Source organism: Leifsonia sp. HAY1-4F (assembly GCF_056755275.1).
Genome location: NZ_JBNDHX010000015.1, coordinates 22,953 through 40,978 on the forward strand (window position 1 = coordinate 22,953; position 18,026 = coordinate 40,978).

General features: G+C 72.1%; 16 protein-coding genes. 8 read left to right on the plus strand and 8 right to left on the minus strand.

What is annotated here, in order from left to right:
* Nucleotides 1-48: 48 nt before the first annotated feature.
* On the minus strand, nucleotides 49-4,749 hold the full coding sequence (locus ACPYOG_RS05085) for an Lhr family ATP-dependent helicase (protein ID WP_481293167.1): 4,701 nt from the start codon (nucleotides 4,747-4,749) through the stop codon (nucleotides 49-51).
* A gap of 63 nt (nucleotides 4,750-4,812) precedes the next feature.
* On the minus strand, nucleotides 4,813-5,463 hold the full coding sequence (locus ACPYOG_RS05090) for an alpha/beta hydrolase (RefSeq protein ID WP_481293168.1): 651 nt from the start codon (nucleotides 5,461-5,463) through the stop codon (nucleotides 4,813-4,815).
* A gap of 115 nt (nucleotides 5,464-5,578) precedes the next feature.
* On the opposite strand from ACPYOG_RS05090, the gene ACPYOG_RS05095 reads away from it, so the two are divergent.
* The 3 genes from ACPYOG_RS05095 to ACPYOG_RS05105 all read left to right on the plus strand — a co-directional run bounded on the left by ACPYOG_RS05095 (nucleotide 5,579) and on the right by ACPYOG_RS05105 (nucleotide 7,666).
* The gene (locus ACPYOG_RS05095; RefSeq protein WP_090035827.1) at nucleotides 5,579-6,160 is read left to right on the plus strand and encodes an NUDIX hydrolase family protein; all 582 of its coding nucleotides are present in this window, start codon (nucleotides 5,579-5,581) and stop codon (nucleotides 6,158-6,160) included.
* Nucleotides 6,161-6,225: 65 nt separating this feature from the next.
* Entirely contained in the window at nucleotides 6,226-7,089 is an 864-nt protein-coding gene (locus ACPYOG_RS05100; protein ID WP_481293169.1) for an alpha/beta fold hydrolase, read from the plus strand.
* Complete coding sequence (locus ACPYOG_RS05105) at nucleotides 7,082-7,666, plus strand: TetR/AcrR family transcriptional regulator (RefSeq protein ID WP_481293170.1); 585 nt, start codon at nucleotides 7,082-7,084, stop codon at nucleotides 7,664-7,666. Before ACPYOG_RS05100 ends, ACPYOG_RS05105 begins: the two co-directional genes overlap by 8 nt.
* A gap of 226 nt (nucleotides 7,667-7,892) precedes the next feature.
* Here the strand turns inward: ACPYOG_RS05105 and ACPYOG_RS05110 are convergent, their stop codons facing one another.
* Nucleotides 7,893-9,557, minus strand: a complete 1,665-nt coding sequence (locus ACPYOG_RS05110) for a DEAD/DEAH box helicase (RefSeq protein WP_481293171.1) — start codon at nucleotides 9,555-9,557, stop codon at nucleotides 7,893-7,895.
* Nucleotides 9,558-9,809: 252 nt separating this feature from the next.
* On the opposite strand from ACPYOG_RS05110, the gene ACPYOG_RS05115 reads away from it, so the two are divergent.
* Nucleotides 9,810-12,059: a HelD family protein gene (locus ACPYOG_RS05115; protein WP_481293172.1), complete on the plus strand. Its 2,250-nt coding sequence runs from the start codon at nucleotides 9,810-9,812 to the stop codon at nucleotides 12,057-12,059.
* 52 nt (nucleotides 12,060-12,111) lie between these two features.
* On the opposite strand, the gene ACPYOG_RS05120 is transcribed toward ACPYOG_RS05115, so the two are convergent.
* Genes ACPYOG_RS05120 through ACPYOG_RS05135 form a run of 4 tightly spaced genes read right to left on the minus strand, consistent with a single transcriptional unit; the run spans nucleotide 12,112 to nucleotide 15,056 of the window.
* Nucleotides 12,112-12,792 (minus strand): DUF1684 domain-containing protein, encoded by a 681-nt coding sequence (locus ACPYOG_RS05120; RefSeq protein ID WP_481293173.1) that lies wholly within the window; start codon nucleotides 12,790-12,792, stop codon nucleotides 12,112-12,114.
* Nucleotides 12,789-13,367 (minus strand): hypothetical protein, encoded by a 579-nt coding sequence (locus ACPYOG_RS05125; RefSeq protein ID WP_481293174.1) that lies wholly within the window; start codon nucleotides 13,365-13,367, stop codon nucleotides 12,789-12,791. Before ACPYOG_RS05125 ends, ACPYOG_RS05120 begins: the two co-directional genes overlap by 4 nt.
* 49 nt (nucleotides 13,368-13,416) lie before the next feature.
* Complete coding sequence (locus ACPYOG_RS05130) at nucleotides 13,417-14,706, minus strand: RNA polymerase sigma factor (RefSeq protein WP_481293175.1); 1,290 nt, start codon at nucleotides 14,704-14,706, stop codon at nucleotides 13,417-13,419.
* Nucleotides 14,703-15,056, minus strand: coding sequence for a YciI family protein (locus ACPYOG_RS05135; RefSeq protein WP_481293176.1), 354 nt, complete (start codon nucleotides 15,054-15,056; stop codon nucleotides 14,703-14,705). Before ACPYOG_RS05135 ends, ACPYOG_RS05130 begins: the two co-directional genes overlap by 4 nt.
* Nucleotides 15,057-15,156: 100 nt before the next feature.
* On the opposite strand from ACPYOG_RS05135, the gene ACPYOG_RS05140 reads away from it, so the two are divergent.
* The 4 genes from ACPYOG_RS05140 (at nucleotide 15,157) to ACPYOG_RS05155 (ending at nucleotide 17,377) form a co-directional block, all read left to right on the plus strand.
* Nucleotides 15,157-15,654: an EVE domain-containing protein gene (locus ACPYOG_RS05140; protein ID WP_481293177.1), complete on the plus strand. Its 498-nt coding sequence runs from the start codon at nucleotides 15,157-15,159 to the stop codon at nucleotides 15,652-15,654.
* 167 nt (nucleotides 15,655-15,821) lie between these two features.
* Complete coding sequence (locus tag ACPYOG_RS05145) at nucleotides 15,822-16,124, plus strand: DUF427 domain-containing protein (RefSeq protein ID WP_481293178.1); 303 nt, start codon at nucleotides 15,822-15,824, stop codon at nucleotides 16,122-16,124.
* Nucleotides 16,125-16,354: 230 nt separating this feature from the next.
* Entirely contained in the window at nucleotides 16,355-16,831 is a 477-nt protein-coding gene (locus tag ACPYOG_RS05150) for a hypothetical protein (protein ID WP_481293179.1), read from the plus strand.
* A gap of 48 nt (nucleotides 16,832-16,879) precedes the next feature.
* Complete coding sequence (locus ACPYOG_RS05155; protein ID WP_481293180.1) at nucleotides 16,880-17,377, plus strand: SprT-like domain-containing protein; 498 nt, start codon at nucleotides 16,880-16,882, stop codon at nucleotides 17,375-17,377.
* 15 nt (nucleotides 17,378-17,392) lie between these two features.
* On the opposite strand, the gene ACPYOG_RS05160 is transcribed toward ACPYOG_RS05155, so the two are convergent.
* Nucleotides 17,393-18,001, minus strand: coding sequence for a GNAT family N-acetyltransferase (locus ACPYOG_RS05160; protein ID WP_481293181.1), 609 nt, complete (start codon nucleotides 17,999-18,001; stop codon nucleotides 17,393-17,395).
* Nucleotides 18,002-18,026: the final 25 nt, after the last annotated feature.

Below are 18,026 nucleotides of genomic sequence, written 5' to 3' on the forward strand. Positions count from 1 at the left end.
GCGGGCTGCTCGCCGGCCCGATCGCGACTCTCCGGGCCCATGCCCCTTTCATCCGCGCAGGCGCAATCCGCGAGGGGTGGCGAGGAAGCCGGCTTCGGAGAGCGCCTCACCGACCGTGGACCCGAGCACGAACGCGCCGTTCACCGTCTCCACGGCGAGCTTGTCGACGCGCCGCGAGGTGACCAGCCCCGCCAGCGCACGAGCCGCCCCCGCCAGCGCCCGCGTCGTGTCCTCCGTCGGTCCGGGAGGCTCGGCCGCATCCACGAAGCAGAGGAGGCTCTTGCCGCCGCGCTCCACATAGAGGGTGAGCTCGCCATCCACGAGAACCACCAGCGCGCCCGCCTTGCGGCCCGGCCGGTGACCCGTACCGCTTTCGGCGGGGACGGCCGGCCAGGGGAGGGCGGCACCGTAGGGATTCGCCGGGTCCGTCGCCGCGAGAGCGATCGCCTCGTAGGGTCGCTGCTGGGTGTGGTCGCGAGAGTACGAGCGCAGACGGTCGACGGTCGCCCCGCTGGCGAACTGGGCTCCGCCGAGCGTCTCGACGAAGTACCCGCGGCGTGCCCGCCCGGTCTCCTCGAAACCGCTGAGCACCTTGTAGGCCAGCGCGAACCCGCCCGGCGTGCCTTCGTTCATCACGGATCCCCGGGTGACGACGCCGTACCGGTCGAGCAGCGTCTCGGCCTGACCGTGCGCCCGGACGGTCGAGTCCAGGTCTCGCTCCGGAAGCAGCGACCAGCGTCCAGCGGCCGTCGGTGGTCCCATCCGTGTGACCATGGCCGACCGGGTCGGGACGCGGCCCCGGTACATCCGGGCGCGCGTCGGCTGGCGCGGACGCTTGTGCGCGCCCGAACCGCCTCCCGTGAGGGTGCGAAGCGGTGCGAGGGTGTCGTTCGTGATGCGGCCGGCCCACACCAGATCCCAGAGGGCCGTCACGAGTTCCGCGTCCTCGATCGCCGCACCGCGCTCGGTGCCGAGGGCGTCCGACAGCTGGCGGAAGAAATAGCCTCCGCCCCTCCGCAGCGCTTCCAGGATGCCCCGCTGGAGCTCGTCCGGCTCGTGGTCGGACGGCGGTGCGAGCGTGAGCGGCGCGGAATCCGCCAGATGCAGGCTGATCCAACCGTCATCGCCGGGGAGGCTGCCGTCCCCGGACCAGATCACCTCGCCGGTCGCCGTCAGCTCGTCGAGCATGGCCGGACTGTAGTCACCGACCCGGCTCGGGAGGACGAGCGACTCCCACGCCGACGCCGGGATGCGCGCGCCGGCCAGCTGCTCGATGACGGACGCCACCGCATCCACTCCGCGTAGCGTCGAGCCGATGTGCTGCCACTCCGGAAGGAACCGGCCGAATGTGGCCGTGTCGACGGGCTCGACCTCATGGCGCAGGGCGGCGAGCGACATGCGGCGGAGCCGGCGCAGCACCTCCGCGTCGCTCCACTCGCTGCCGTGCGCATGCGGACGGAACTCGCCCTCGACCACCCGTCCGTCGCGTGCCAGCCGACGAAGGGCATCGTGGACGATCGCCGGTCCGAGTGCGAGGCGAGCAGCGAGCTCGGCGGTCTCGAACGGGCCGTGCGTTCGCGCGTACCGGCTGACCAGGTCGCCGAGCGGGTCCTCGACCGGTTCGATGAACGCCGCCGGAACGCCGATGGGGAGCGGGACCCCGAGCGCATCCCGGAGCCGGCTGGCCTCTTCGATCGCGGCGAACCGCTCGGCGCCGCCGATCGTCACGGACAGGGCGCGATGCGTGTCGACGAGGGTGGCGAGGTGCGCGGCCGCGGTCGCGTGGTCTGCGTGCGGCGGAGCGACTTCCTCGGCTTCCGAATCCGCCGTACCGCCCTCGGCAGGCGGCGCGACGCCCTCGAGTCGCTCGGCGACGCCCTCCAGCCGCTCGGCGACCTCGTCCACCGACAGCGGGCCGAGCAGACGGAGGAGATCCGCCACGCCCTCCACACCCCGCACGCGCCGCTCCGGCGCGAGTCGCTGCAGCTGCAGTTCGACCCGCTCGATGACCGACGGATCGAGCAGCTCCCGGAGCTCCGCGCGCCCGAGCAGCTCGGCGAGCAGCCCGGTGTCGAGCGAGAGGGCTGCAGCGCGGCGCTCCGCCAGCGGGCTGTCGCCCTCGTACATGAACGCAGCGACATATCCGAACAGCAGTGACCTCGCGAACGGCGACGCCGTCTCGGTCGCCGCCTCCACGAGACGGATGGTGCGCTGCTCGATCTGCGTGGCGATGTCCGTCAACGCGGTGAGATCGTAGACGTCCTGAAGCACCTCGCGGATGGTCTCGAGGATGATCGGGAAGCTCGGGTACTTGCGTGCGACATCCAGAAGCTGCGCCGCCTTCTGCCGTTGCTGCCAGAGTGGCGACCGCTTACCCGGGTTGTACTTCGGAAGCAGCAGCGCACGAGCCGCGGACTCGCGGAACCGCGAGGCGAACAGCGCCGAGCCGCCCACCTCTGCCGTCACCAGTTCGTCGAGCTCCTGCGGCTCGAAGACGAACAGCTCCCCGCCGGGTGGCTGCGCCTCGGTGTCCGGGATGCGCACCACGATGCCATCGTCGGCCGCCATGGCGCCCGCATCGATCCCGTATCGCTCCCGGACGCGCGCCTGAACCGCGAGCGCCCACGGCGAGTGGACTTGCATGCCGAACGGGGAATGAAGCACCACGCGCCAGTCCCCGAGCTCGTCCCGGAACCGCTCCACGACGAGGGTGCGATCGGTCGGGATGTGGCCGGTCGCCTCCTTCTGTTCCCGGAGGAAGGCGAGGAGGTTGGCCGTCGCCCACGCGTCGAGGCCCGCCTCGACGCAGCGCAGTTCCGCATCCCCGGGGGAGGCGCTGCTGAGTTCGCGCACGAACGCGCCCACTGCGCGTCCCAGCTCCGCCGGCCGGCCGATGCCGTCCCCCTTCCAGAACGGCAGTCGCCCGGGCTCCCCGAATGCCGGCGTCACGAGGACCCGGTCGTGGGTGATCTCCTGGATGCGCCAGCTGGTGGAGCCGAGCGCGAAGACGTCGCCGACGCGCGACTCGTAGACCATCTCCTCGTCGAGCTCGCCCACCCGGCTCGCCTTCTCGCCGACCATGTAGACGCCGAACAGTCCGCGGTCCGGGATGGTGCCGCCGCTCGTCACGGCCAGGCGCTGTGCTCCCGGGCGGCCGGTGATCACGCCGGTGTCGCGGTCCCAGACGATGCGCGGCCGCAACTCGGCGAACTCATCGGAGGGATATCGCCCGGCGAGGAGGTCGAGGGTCGCGTCGTAGGCGCTCCGCGGCAGGGTCGAAAAGGGTGCGCTCCGCCGGACTGTGTCGAACCAGTGGTCCGCATCGATCGGCTCGAGTGCCGCCGCGGCGACGGTCTGCTGCGCGAGGATGTCGAGCGGGTTCGCAGGAACCTTCAGCGACTCGATCAGTCCGGATGTCATGCGCTCGGTGGCCACGGCTGAGTGGATGAGATCGGCCCGGTGCTTGGGAAAGACCACTCCCCGGGAGATCTCTCCCACCTGGTGTCCCGCGCGGCCCACGCGCTGCAACCCGCTCGCCACAGAGGGTGGCGCCTCGACCTGGATGACGAGGTCGACCGCACCCATATCGATGCCGAGCTCCAGGCTCGAGGTCGCGACCACGCACCGCAGCCTCCCGGACTTGAGGTCATCCTCGATGAGAGCCCGTTGCTCCTTGCTCACCGAGCCGTGATGCGCTCTGGCGAGCACCAGCGTCTCCGCGTCAGCGACCGCCTGCGACCCGCGCGTCTGGCCCGACCCTCCCATCAGTTCCGCGGGGGCGCGTGCCGGCGAGGCAGGCTCGACCGTGCCGCCCAGCACGCGCTCCTCGTAGATCTCGTTGAGCCGTGCCGTCAGCCGCTCGGCCAGCCGTCGCGAGTTCGCGAACACGATGGTCGAGCGGTTCTCGAGAACCCGCTCGACGATCGCCTCCTCGACGTGCGGCCAGATCGATCCCGCCTGCGGCGGTGAACCGTCGCCGGGGTTCTCGCTCGCGAACGTCGAGGTGCCGAGCTCGCTCATGTCTTCGACGGGCACCACGACGCGCAGGTCGAAGCGCTTGCCGGCTGGCGGCGCGACCACCTCCACCATGGCCTGGCCGGCGAGGAACCGGGCCACTTCTTCCGGCGGGCGGACGGTCGCCGACAGGCCGATCCGCTGCGCAGGACGTTCGAGCAGCTCGTCGAGGCGCTCGAGCGAGAGCGCGAGGTGGGCACCCCGCTTGGTCGAGGCGACGGCGTGCACCTCATCGACGATGACCGTCTCGACCGAGGTCAACGTCTCGCGCGCCTGCGAGGTCAGCATCAGGAACAACGACTCGGGGGTGGTGATGAGGATGTCCGGCGGTGACGTCAGCAAGGCCCGGCGATCTGCTGCGGGGGTGTCGCCCGAGCGGACGCCGACGCTCACGTGGGGCGGCTCGGCTCCCAGCCGCTTCGCCGTCTGGGTGACGCCGACCAGAGGAGCGCGCAGGTTGCGCTCGACGTCGACCCCGAGCGCCTTGAGCGGCGAGATGTAGAGGACGCGCGTACCCCGCTTGGCATCGGCCGGCCGCGGCTCACTGGCCAGCCGGTCGATCGCCCAGAGGAAGGATGCGAGGGTCTTGCCCGAGCCCGTCGGCGCGATGACCAGCGCATGCTTTCCGTGCGAGATCGCCTCCCAGGCGCCCACCTGCGCGGCCGTCGGCGCCGCGAAGGCCCCGCGGAACCACTCCCGGGTCGCGGGGGAGAAACGATCGAGAACGTCGGCCATCTCCCCATCCTGCACCCGGCCACCGACAGGAGGGGTGGCTTCGGACGTACCTGTGGATAACCTTCAGCGGGGCAGATTCCCGCGGATGAATGTGGAGATGTCGCCGAGCTCCAGCGGCGAGATGGCGTGTCCCATCCCCTCGTAGATGCGTGCATCCAGGGAGGAGTGTTCCGGCAGCCACTCCGTGGTCCGGTCGAGCGACGCGACCGGGATGGCATCGTCGAGCGTGCCCCGCCCCCAGAACACCGGGACGCGCGCCTCCGCGAGTTCGGCATCCCGCGGCTGAGCACCCTTCACCACGAACCCCGACAGCTGCACCGCATAGTCGAAGCGCTCGGGTGCCAGACGCAGGAGCTGGAGCGTCAGTGCGCCACCTTGTGAGAAGCCGAGCAGCCCGGTCGGCGTCCGGGGCTGCTCGTCCAGCCACTCCAGGACGGCACGGGCGGCGGCGTCCGCGTTGCCCGCGAGCGGATCGCCGGGAACGTTGGTGAAGCGCGAGAACCACGCGAAGCCCGCTCCCTCAGGGATGGGCGCGCGCAGCGAGGCGATCACCGGCTCCAACGGCAGGTACGCAGCGATGCCGAACAGGTCGGCTTCGTCGGACGCGTAGCCGTGGAGCAGGACCAGCAGCGGCCGGCCCGCCCGGTCTTGCTCGGAGGCGGACCAGAGCACGGCGTCGCGGTCGATGCGCAGGTCGGGAGCGGGGAAGGGCATCCTCCATTGTGTCCTGGGGTCGTGATCCGTCCACAGCCCCCGTCGGAGTGCCGCCCATCCACAGATCCGCCTGGCCCTCGTCGGCGGCGACCGCAGGCGTCCGTAGGATTCATCCATGAGCGTACGCACCCCGGACCCGGACCCCACGCCCGACCCGCTGCCCGGCGACGGCCCCCAGGCAGGCCCGGCCTGGCTGTCCGACATCGAATTGGAGCAGATCCGCCGTCGGCTTCCTCTGCTGTACGTCGAGGCGGTCCCCGTCCGAGTGGATGGGCTGGGCCAGGTGACCGAGGTGGGCATCCTTCTGCGCGCGAACGCGGTCGGGCAGATGACGCGGACGCTCGTCTCGGGCCGGGTGATGTACGGCGAGACCCTCCGCGAGGCGCTCTTCCGTCATCTCGAGAAGGATCTGGGGCCGATGGCCTTCCCGCAGTTGCCGGCGAGCCCGATCCCGTTCCAGGTGGCCGAGTACTTCCCGATGCCCGGCGTCACGCCGTACACCGACGAGCGCCAGCACGCCGTGTCGCTCGCCTACGTGGTTCCCGTGACCGGAACCTGCGAGCCGCGACAGGATGCGCTGGAGCTGACCTGGATGACGCCGGACGAGGCCACGTCCGCCGCCGTGGGGGAGGAGATGGAGGGCGGCCGCGGTGCGCTCGTCAAGGCCGCCATGGCGTCCCTCGGGCGCATGAGCTGAGCACCGAAGCGGCCGCCGAAAAATCGGCATTGCACTAGTCGGCTAATGGTATTAGCTTTACGGCTATGAACACTTCCGTCGAATCCAGCGTCTCGTACCTCCAGCGTCCCGAGGGCCGTGTGAGCTACACCGTCGAGGGCGAAGGCCCTCTCGTCGTCGCCGTGCCCGGCATGGGCGACCTGCGGTCCACCTTCCGGGAGCTCGTCCAGCCGCTGGTCGACGCCGGCTACCGGGTCGCCGTCACCGACCTCCGTGCGCAAGGCGACTCGGACACGACGTTCCGGGAGTTCGGCGACGTCCCGACCGCGCGCGACCTGATCGCTCTGATCGAGGAGCTCCGGGGCCCCGCCGTCGTGCTCGGCAACTCGATGGGCGCCGCCGCGGCCGCCTGGGTGGCCGCGGAACGTCCGGACCTGGTCAGCGGCCTGGTCTTCTACGGCCCGCTGCTGCGGGAGCCGGCGGCGAGCCGCGCCGCCACCTTCTTCCAGCACGTGCTCTACCGCGTCCTCTTCGTCACGCCGTGGGGCGCCGGCGTCTGGGCCGGCTACTACCGGAAGAACCTCAACCCGGGCCGGAAGGCGCCGTGGCTCGACGAGCAGGTCGCGGCAATCCGCGCGTCCCTCTCCGAGCCGGGCCGCCTGAGCAGCTTCCGCCGACTGACACTGCAGCTGAACCACGCGGTCGTCGAGCCGCGGCTCCCCGAAGTGCAGGCTCCCATGCTGGCCTACGTCGGCGACCTGGACCCGGACTACCGCGACCCGGCGGCCGAGGGGGCGTGGATGGAGTCGATCGGTGCGCAGGTCGTGCGGGTGCCCGAGGCCGGGCACTACCCGCAGTCGCAGCGGCCGGACATCGCCCTGCCGGGAACTCTCGCGTTCCTCGCGGAGCGGCGGACGACGGACGGCTCGTCGTGGGCTGCGCGTGCCTAGGGTCGGCCTCACCCGGGCAGCGGTAACCGCGGTCGCGCTCGACGTCGTCGACGAGGGCGGTCCGGCGGGATTCGACCGGCTGACCCTCGCGGCCGTCGCGAGCCGCGCCGGCGTGGCGGTCCCCAGCCTGTACAAGCACGTGGCCTCGCTCGACGACCTGCGGCGGCTCGTGGCGACGCAGTCCCTCATCGACCTGACGGCGGTGCTGAGCCGGGCGACAGTGGGACGTGCCGGCCCGGACGCCGTCCGCGCGGCGGCAGCGGCACTCCGCGACTTCGGCCGGCAGCATCCCGGGCGGTATGCGTCCGCGCAGGTCGCGTCGGACCCGTCGGACCCGGCCAACGCCGAGCTCGTGGCCCGGGCGGAGGAGACGGTCGGGGTGCTCGCGGGCGTCCTGCGCGGCTTCGGCCTCCCCGACGACGCCCTCATCGACGCGATCAGGATGCTGCGCAGCGCCATCCACGGATTCGTCACCCTGGAGCTCGGCGGCGGCTTCGGCCTCCCGGACGACCTCGATCGCAGCTACGACGTCCTCGTCGAGGGAACCATCGCCGCCCTCACCCGCCTCGCGCCCTGACCCACCTCGCCCCCTCACCCCTGCCCCTTCCGCTCTCCCGCGCCTCATGTCCCGCCATCGAGTCCGCAGAGACTTGACGGCGAGAGCGCTCCCACTGTGCAATCTCTGCGGACTCGATGGTGGGGGAGGCGCCGGCGGGGAGGGTGGAAGCAGCCCGGAGAGACGACGAACCCCCGCCTGTCCGGGGTGGAGGCCGGACGGGCGGGGGATCGTGGAGGGTGTGAGGTCAGCCCTGCGCGCGGCGCGAGCCCTGGCCGCGGCGCACGGAGGCGTCGGAGCGCGACGCGGCCGGGCGGGAGCCGCCGTGGTCGCGCTGGCCGGCCGACGGCTGTCCGCCGCGGTGCTGGCCTGCACCGGCGCGCGAGGGCGCTGCCTGCTGGGCGACGGCGGCACGCTGGCCTCCGCGACGGCGCGAGCCGCCGCCTGCGCCGGCGGTCTCGGAGACGCCGGCACCGCGGCCGGCGCCGCCGACGCGGCCGGAGCCGCTGCCGTCACGCCCGCCCTCACGCCCGCCGACGCGGCCGGAGCCGCCGCCGTCACGCCCGCCGACGCGGCCTGAGCCGCCGCCGTCACGCGAACCGGCACCCTGGCCGCCACCGGCGCCACCGGCGCCGCCGGCGCCGCCGCCGCGACGCGCACGCTTCCGCTGCGCGTTCGCGCCCTGCGACGTACCGCCGCCGCCTGCGGGCCGCTGCTCCTGCAGCGACGGCGCGACGTGCGGCGCGACCTGACCGACCAGCGAGACGACCGCCGGGGATGTCGCGGTGACCCGCTGCGGCGTCGCCGCGATCGCGGCCTTGCGCAGCAGGGTCCGCACGTCCTCGGCCTGCGAGGACAGCATGACGGTGACGACGTCACCGGCGCTGCCGGCACGCGCGGTGCGGCCGGAGCGGTGCAGGTACGCCTTGTGCTCGGCCGGGGGATCGACGTGAACGACGAGCTCGACGTTGTCCACGTGGACGCCACGAGCGGCGACGTCCGTCGCGACGAGCACCTTCACGCTGCCCTCGCCGAAGGCGGCGAGGTTGCGGTCGCGGGCGCCCTGCGCGAGGTTGCCGTGCAGGTCGACGGACGGGATGCCGGAGGCGGTGAGCTGCTTGGCGAGCTTCTTCGCCTGGTGCTTGGTGCGGGTGAACAGGATGCGGCGGCCGGTGCCGGAGGCGAGCGCCTCCACGAGGGCCTTCTTCTCATCCGGTCCGTCCACCTGGAGCACGTGGTGGGTCATCGCCTCGACCGGGCTGTTCTCGTCGTCGACGGAGTGCAGCACAGGGGAGTGCAGGAAGCGCTTCACCAGCTTGTCCACGCCGTTGTCGAGCGTTGCGGAGAACAGCAGGCGCTGGCCGTCGGCCGGCGTGGCCGCCAGCAGGCGGGTGACGACGGGCAGGAAGCCGAGGTCGGCCATGTGGTCGGCCTCGTCCAGCACGGTGATCTCGATCGCGTCGAGCGAGACGAAGCGCTGCTTCATGAGGTCTTCGAGGCGGCCGGGGCAGGCGACGAGGATGTCGACGCCGGCCTTGAGCTCGGACACCTGCTTGTTCTGCGAGACGCCGCCGAAGACGGTGGACACGCGCAGGTCGTAGCGGTCGGCGAGCGGCCGGATGGCCGTCGCGATCTGGGTGGCCAGCTCACGGGTCGGCGCGAGCACGAGGGCCAGCGGCCGTCCTGCGCGGCGTGGGCCGCCGGCGAGCACGGTGCCGAGGCGGGCGACGAGCGGCAGGCCGAAGGCGATGGTCTTGCCCGAGCCGGTCTTGCCGCGGCCCAGCACGTCCTTGCCCGCGAGGGCGTCGGGGAGCGTGTCGGCCTGGATGGGGAACGGGGTGGTCTTGCCGTCGGCCGCGAGGGCGGCGACGAGCGGAGCGGGAACGCCGAGTTCGGCGAAGGAGAGAGTCACAGAGGTGCCTTTCAGGCATGAGACCCGGTCGGCAGGGCGGACCGGGGTGGGTGGCGAGCGCACCGAGCGGAGCGATCGTTCGCCGTATGAAGAGAAGCGTGCGGGGCATGGCCCGGCGCAACGCGAAGCGTTCTACGACGCCGCGGGCAGAGTTGCCCGCGCATCCACTCTAGGGCATAACGCCGCGCGAGTGCTGAGAGCGCAGGCACAACCGGAGGTCGTAGACTGTCGGCCCGGAAACGAGAGGTGGCCATGGGCGTGCTGGAATCAGAGCTCGAACGTGAACGCACAGTGGTCGCTGAGCTGTATCAGCGGCTCGATCAGCTGCGTGCGGAGACGGAGGAACGTCTCGCCCAGGTGCGCCGCGACAGTGTCGGCAGCAACCATCAGGCACGCAGCGAGCGGGATGCGTTCGCCCGGCTCTACGAGGACCAGCTGACGCAGCTGCGCGACGTCGACGCCCGCCTCGTGTTCGGCCGGCTGCTGCTCGACGAGCCCGTCGACGGCACCGACCACCGGTACATCGGCCGGGTGGGTCTGCGCGACGACGACCAGCGCTCCCTGCTGGTCGACTGGCGCGCGCAGCAGGCGGGTGCCTTCTATCAGGCCACGGCCAGCGAGCCGATGGGCGTGCGCGCCCGTCGTCACCTGACCATGACGGGCCGGCAGGTGACCCGGATCGATGACGAGGTCTTCGACGAGTCCCTGCTGGATGGCGGGCGGACGGGCGAGCAGATTCAGGGGGAGGGTGCCCTCCTCGCCGCGCTGACCGCGCAGCGCACCGGCCGGATGCACGACATCGTCGCGACCATCCAGGCTGAGCAGGACCGCATCATCCGATCGGATCTGCGCGGCGCGCTGGTCGTGCAGGGGGGACCGGGCACCGGCAAGACCGCTGTGGCGCTGCACCGCGCCGCCTACCTGCTGTACGCGAACCGCCAGCGGCTGAACGCATCCGGCGTGCTCGTGGTCGGCCCCTCCGCCGCCTTCCTGCGGTACATCGAGGCCGTGCTCCCGTCCCTCGGCGAGACGGGAGTGGTCATGTCCACCCTGGGCGAGCTGTTCCCGGGCGTGGAGGCGACGGCCGACGACGCACCGGAGGCCGCCCTCCTGAAGGGCTCGCTGCAGATGGCGCGGCTGCTCTCACGGGCGGTGAAGTCGCGGCAGAAGGCGCCGGCCGAGCCGCAGACGATCGTGGTCGACAACGAGCGGCTCGTCGTCGCGCCCGAGCTCATCCATCGCGCCATCGCGAAGGCCCAGCGCACCGGGAAGCCGCACAACGTCGCCCGCGTGACGTTCGTGAAGAGCGCGCTCGCCGAGCTGACAGAGCAACTGGCGGCGCAGCTGCGGGCGTCGGGATCCACGATTGACGACGCGGACCTGAAGGTGCTTCGCGAGGACCTCCGCACCTCCTACGACGTCCGTGTCCTGCTCAACACCGCCTGGCTCCCGCTCACTCCCCAGAAGCTGCTGCAGGACCTCTACGCCCGGGCGTCGTGGCTGGCGGAGCTGGCCCCGCGCTGGTCGCAGCACGAGCGGGATGCGCTCCGCCGCGAGCGGACCGAGCCGTTCACCGTGTCGGATGCGGCCCTGCTGGATGAGGCTGCCGAGCTCCTCGGCGACTTCCCCGGCCGGCCCGACCCCGCGGACCGCGAGCGCGACCGCCAGCGCAAGCGCGACCTCGAGAACGCACGCGCCGCCATCCGCAACATGGGCGTGCAGGGTCTGGTGAGCGCCGAACAGCTCGCCGACGGGTTCGCCGAGCAGGAGGACCGCGGAACCACGGCCGAGCGGGCGGCCGCCGACCGCAGCTGGACCTACGGCCATGTCGTCGTGGACGAGGCGCAGGAGCTCTCACCCATGCAGTGGAGGGTGCTGGTGCGCCGCTGCCCGATGAAGTCGTTCACGATCGTCGGCGACATCGCCCAGGTCGCCTCCGCTGCCGGGGCGACGAGCTGGGCGGATGCGCTGAATCCGGTGTTCAAGGATGCGTGGCGCCTGGAGGAGCTCACGGTCAACTACCGCACTCCCGCGCAGATCACGCGCGAGGCGGAGCGGCTCGCCACGGCCGCCGGCCTGCCGATCACGCCGACGCGAGCGGTGCGCGAGGGCGAGTGGCCCATCCGCCGGGTCCGGGCCGTGGACGCGTCCGCGCACGAAACCGCGGACGCGGGCACGCTCGCCGCGGCGGTCGCGGACGCCGTCGCTCACGACCGCGGCATCGATGCGGGAGGCACCCTCGCCGTCATCGCTGCCGGAGCCGAGCTTCCGGCGGTCGCCGCGGCGGTGCTCGGGCGCTTCGGGGACGCCGCCGGCCGCGGCGCCGCCGGCCTCTCCCGTCCGATCGCCGTGCTCACCGGATACGAGGCCAAGGGCCTGGAGTTCGACGCCGTCGTCCTCGCCGACCCGGATGCGCTCGCCGCCGAGTCGCCGCGCGGGGCCGCGTCCCTCTACGTCGCGATGACCCGCCCCACCCAGCGCCTCACCCTCGTCACCCGCTGAGCGCGCGACAACGCGCCGGGCGAAACCGGCGGAAAAAGGAGGAGAACGCGGCTCACGCGCCGGGGTAGCGCTCGCCCACGGGGATCTCGACAGGCAAGGTGTTCCCGGCCTGCGCGAGCGGGCACGCCCATGCCGGGTCGTACGCGCACGACGGGTTGTACGCGAAGTTGAAGTCGAGCACCAGCGAGGCCTCGTCGCCGTCCGCATCCAGCCCGAGGTCGGCGCCCTTGATCGTGTCGAGCAGGTAGCGTCCGCCGCCGTACGTCCCGCCCGCCCGGCCGGCGAGCGCATCCTTCACGGGCACGAACAGTCCGCCGCCATACGAAGCGAGCCGCCACACGTCCAGCGTGCCGGCGAATGGGATGCGCACGGTCCCGAGCAGTTCGAACGGCACGACGCCGTCGGTGCCGGTGTCCACATCCATCCGCACCGCCTCCGTTGCCGGCCGCACGGGCAGCTCGAACCGCCACTCGGGATCGTAGGGAGTGACCGGCAGCCCGGTGAAGCGTCCGCGGTCCGCGTCGAGCAGAGGGGATGCGGGGTGCGACGAGAAGAGATCGTTGCGGCCCGAGACCCAGTAGGCGTGCGCCTCCGCCGGGTCGTGGGCGGCGATGCGCCGGACGGAGGCGTACAGCGCGAAGACACGTCGCCGCCAGTCCGCCGTCTGGACGGCGGTCACGGCTCGCGCCGCAAGCCGGCCCGTCTCGGTGGTCGCCTGTTCCGCGTCCGTCATGTCTCCTCCGCCTTCGTCGTCGCCGGGTTCACGGCGCGCTCTGCCGCATCCACTCGTTCCGGATCTGTCTCCGGATCGTAGGCCCAGGTGGGCGCGAGCCGGCGCAGGCGCACCCCGCGCCACTGCCAGAACGCCCACAGCACGGACCAGGCGAGTGGCGTCAGCACGCCGGCGCGCACGATCAGCTGGTCCCGGTACAGCGTCCGCACTCGCCCGTTCTCGTCCGGCCCGGCAGGGTCGGGCGCGATCGCCATCCGGTGGTCCAGCCGGGGGATCGCCGACAGCATCCCTCCGGTCCCCCCACCGCTGTCGCGCAGGATGCGCGTCGCGCGCTCGCGCGGATCGGTCGACCGCAGCGTGTCGAGGCGGACCGCCTGCGTCCCGACGGTGAACGCGCCGAGCGCCTTCACCCGCATCCGGTGCTCCGCGCCCCAGCGCGTCGGGAAGCCGGCGGGCTCGTCCGAACGGAAGTCCACCCACGGCATCGCCACCTCGCGGAACGCCGTAGGGCTCTGCAGCGCGCGCCAGGCCGCGTCCGGGTCGCAGTCGAGCGTCAGCTTGAGGAGCACGCGCATGCTCCCAGTCTCGCCCCTCCAGGCCGTCACGCGCCTCGGGATGCTCGACTCAGAGACATTCCTCGGCTCGCGCCAGCAGCAGCTCGCGTTCCCGTGCGTTCCCGGTCATCGCCGCAGCGCGCTGGAACTCCTGGCGCGCCTCCTCCCGCCGTCCCAGCCGGAGGAGCAGGTCGGCGCGGACCGAGGGGAGCAGGTGGTACGACGCGAGCGCACCGTCGATCGCGAGCCGGTCGACGACCTCGAGGCCGGCCGAGGGGCCGTAGGCCATCGACAGCGCGACCGCACGGTTCAACTCCACCACCGCGGAGGGGCGCAGTTCGGCGAGCGCGCCGTACAGAGCGACGATCTCCTCCCAATCCGTCGCTTCGGCCGTGGGCGCGGTCGCGTGACAGGCCGCGATCGCCGCCTGCAGCGTGTACGGACCACGGCTCACCGGCGGCCGACGGCTCAGCCGGAGCGCGTCGGAACGCTCCAGCGCCGCGACGCCCCGGCCGATCAGGAGGCGGTCCCAGCGCGCCCGGTCCTGGTCCTGCAGCAGGATGGGCGATCCGTCCGCCGCCGTCCGTGCGGTGAGCCGCGACGCCTGGAACTCCATCAGCGCGACCAGGCCGTGCACCTCCGGCTCGCGCGGAGTGAGCTCGGCGAGCACGCGGCCGAGCCGCAGCGCCTCGCGGCACAGGTCGGGCCGCATCCAATCGTCGCCCGCCGTCGCCGAGTAGCCCTCGTTGAAGATCAGGTAGACGACCTCGAGCACCGAGGCGAGGCGTTCCGGGAACTCGGCCCGCTCCGGGACCTCGAACGGCACGCCGGCCGCGGTCAGCGTCCGCTTGGCGCGCACGATGCGCTGCGCGATGGTGGCGGGCGGCACGAGGAACGCCCGCGCGATCTCGTCGGTGGTGAGGCCGCCGAGCAGCTTCAGCGTCAGGGCGACGCGCGATGCCTGCGGGAGCACGGGGTGGCACGCGACGAACACCAGCCGCAGCAGGTCGTCGCCGATCGGCTCCTGCGCGACGCGGGCCGGATCGTCGTCGCCGAGCTCCTGCTCCAGGTCGTGGGCGATCGCGGCGTAGCGGTCGTCGAGTCGTTCGCGCCGCCTCCAGCCGTCGACGGCTCGGCGCTTGGCGACGGTGGTCAGCCAGGCTCCGGGATTGCGGGGGATGCCGGAGGCCGGCCACTGCTCCAGCGCCGCGACCAGCGCATCCTGGGCCAGCTCTTCGGCGAGGCCGACATCGCCGGTCGTGCGGGCGAGCCCGGCGATCAGCCGCCCCGACTCGATCCGCCACACGGAGTCGATCGCGCGGCGGATCTCATCCAGCGGGGTGCGCTCGCCGTCCGTCATCGGCGCCCGTCGCCGGCGACTCGGCGCACATCGACCGTTCCCCGCGTCAGCGGCAAGCGGCGCGCCCACTCCAGTGCCTCGTCCTCGCCGGCCGTCTGCAGCATCCAGAGCCCTTCGACCCGGCCGCGTGCCGCGCCGGTTCCGGACGGGGCCGGCGGGATGCGGCTCAGGACGCGCTCCTCGCCGTCGAAGTGGATGCGCGTGCCGGACTCCGCGGGCTCCAGCGCCTCCGCGGCGAGCAGCACGCCGGCGCGCACGAGCTCCTGCTCGTAGCGCTCGAGCGCCGCCGGATCGTCGCACAGCGGCGCGGCGTCCCCGCCCTCGGCGAGTGCCATCAGCACGTAACGCATGGTCCCATCCTCTCCTCGAAACGGAACTCCGTCACCGACACGTCGATCAGGAGGACGCCGTTTCGACGTGGATGTCGGCGGCGTGCGCTACAACGGAAGCATGGCGATCCGCTATTGGATGGGCGTGGTGCAGCTCGACCACGTGCTGCGCGGCGTCGCAGGCGGCTTCGCCCAGGTCAACCACGGCGCTCGCGGTCCGCTGGAGTGGATGGGCGCAGCCGACGGTTTCGTGTACTACTCGCCGCGGGACTCGTTCCCTGATGGCGAGCCGCTGAAGCAGTTCACCGCCGTCGGGCGCGTGGCGGACGGCGAGGCGTTCCAGGTGACGCAGGGTCCGTCGATGAGCGGCCCGGCGTCCGACTTCAAGCCGTGGCGGCGCCGCATCGAGTGGGACCACGACGCGGTGGCCATCCCGATCCGTCCGCTGTTGGGCTCGCTCGACTTCACCCGTGACCGGCCCGACTGGGGCTACCAGCTGCGCCGCGGGGTCATCGAGTTGTCGCGCCACGACTTCGAGTTGATCCGCCGGCAGATGCGGCCGTCACCCGGCGAAACGCGGCAGGGCCGCGCAGAGGCCCGCATTACGATGGCCCGGTGACCCAGCCGATCGGTGCCGTTCCTTCCGCGTCGGCCGACGTCGCCGCTGCGGGACGACTCCGTGCCTCCGACACTGTGACCGTCCTCCGAGCTCCCCGTCAGAACGGTCCGACCGCACCGGAATGATCGGGCGCTCACGTAGGTTCGACTGCACAGGAGGTTTATCAAATGAAAGCCGTGCTGAACGACACCGTGATCGCCGAGGCCCCGCAGGAGGACCTCATCCACATCGAGGGCAACTGGTACTTTCCGCCGGCGAGCGTGAAGTCCGAGTACCTCGTCGAGAGCGACACGCCGTACACGTGTCCGTGGAAGGGCGAATGCCAATATTTCTCGGTGAAGTCTGGCGACGCCCTGCTGCAGGACCGCGCATGGAGCTACCCGACCCCGTACCCGAGCTCGTTCGACCGAGTAGGCAAGGACTACAGCAACTACGTGGCGTTCTGGAAGGACGTCCAAGTCGTCGACTGACGACCTGACCGCCCTGCTCGCGCCACGAAAACGTGCGGGGTGAGCCACCGGGATCGGCGCGCCGCTACGGGTAGTCTGTTCGGGAACCACCGATCGGGAGCAGAACCCTGAGCATCATCCTCGGATACGATCCGACCACCCTGCGCGAGCGCGTCGATCTGCGCGCTGCCGGCGAGCGTCTGGAGGAGCTGGGCAGTCTGCGCAGCCTGAGCGCGCTCAACGAGAAGGCCGTGCTGCTGCGGCTGCTGGGCCGGCTGGACGAGGCGTACGAGGTCGCGAACGAGGCCGTCCGGCAGGCGCGCTTCACGGGCGACCGGGAGCAGCTGCTCGGTGCGCGCATCCGCCGGGCGCAGGTGCTGCAGTACCAGGGCAAGACCGATGAGGCCGTGGTGGAGCTCACAGGCTGCGTGGATGAGGCGCGCGGTCGCGAGTGGACCGCGCTGGAGGCGTTCGCCGTGCAGAACCGCGGCAAGGTGCACTTCGACGTCGGCGACTACGAGAACGCGCTCGCGGACATGACGGCGGCCGTGTTCCTGCGGGAAAAGCTGGGCGCGTCGCCGGCCGAGATCCAGGCGGCCCTCACGGCCGTCGCCGTGGTGCAGTCGGCGCTCGAGGCGCAGCGCGGCTCGGCCTCCGGCCCCGGCCCCGGCTCCGCCACCGAATCCGGCTCCGAGCCGAACGATGAGGGCGACGGCGATCACGCGTAGGATGCACGGCATGGAGGATCGGAGCACCCCGGAAGGGATCCGCCGCTGATGGCCGAGCTGGACCGCGTGCGCCGATGGGCGGAGGCACTCATCGCCCTCCATCTCGATCCGGCCGTGTGGACCTTCGGCTTCGACAACGCCAAGACGCGTGCCGGCCTGTGCAACTACACCTCCAAGCGGATCACCGTCTCGCGCTATCTGGCCGGGCGTTACGAGGACGACGAGATCCACCAGATCCTGCTGCACGAGGTCGCTCATGCGCTCGCCGGGTCCCGTGCCGGGCACGGTCCGCGCTGGCGGGCGATCGCCCTCGACCTCGGCTACGAGGGCAAGCGGCTGCACGGCGGCGCGATCGCCGACGACCTGGCGCCCTGGGTGGGCACCTGTCCGAACGGCCACACGCACTACCGCTATCGCAAGCCCGCCCGTGCGCTGGCGTGCGGCGCGTGCAGCCGCCGGTTCGACGCGGCGAACCTGATCTCGTGGCAGCACCGCGAGGTCTCGCCGGCGCAGCGCCGGGTCGCCGCCGCTGCCGCGAACGAGTAGCCGGGGCAGGACCTCTCAGGCGTGCTCGACGCTCAGCCGGGCGTCGAGCCCATCCCGCACCGCCGGCCATTCCTCACGGAGGATCGAGTACACGGCGGTGTCCCGCCAGCTGCCATCCGCGCGGCGCTGGGTGTGCCGGAGGATGCCTTCGAAGCTCGCGCCGATCCGGAGGATCGCGGCCCGGGAGCGGTCGTTCAGTACATCGGCCTGCAGCTTGACCCGCTCGAACCCGTGGTCGAACGCCGTGCCCAGCAGCAGCCGCTTGGTCTCGGCATTCACCCGGGTGCCCCACACCTCGGGGGCGTAGGCCGTCCACCCGATGTGGGCCGACTCGTTCACCAGGTCGAAGTCGCCGAGCGTGGTGGTGCCGACCAGGCGATCCCCGTCACGGAGCACGACCGCGGTCACGTTGCTCCGCTCCCAGTCGAGGTACCCGATGACGAACGTCCGCCACTCCTCGTACGTGTCGCGGAACCCGGCCGGCCCGCCGCCCCAGCCACCGGCGAACACCTCGGGGCGCCCGATCGCGTCGAACAGATCGGGAAGGTCGTCGAGGGTCAGCGCCCGTAGGCGCACCGTGGCGCTCTCCAACTGGGCGCGCGGATCCGGGCGGTACGCAGTCATCAGCTCAGTATGCCAGGGCCACCCC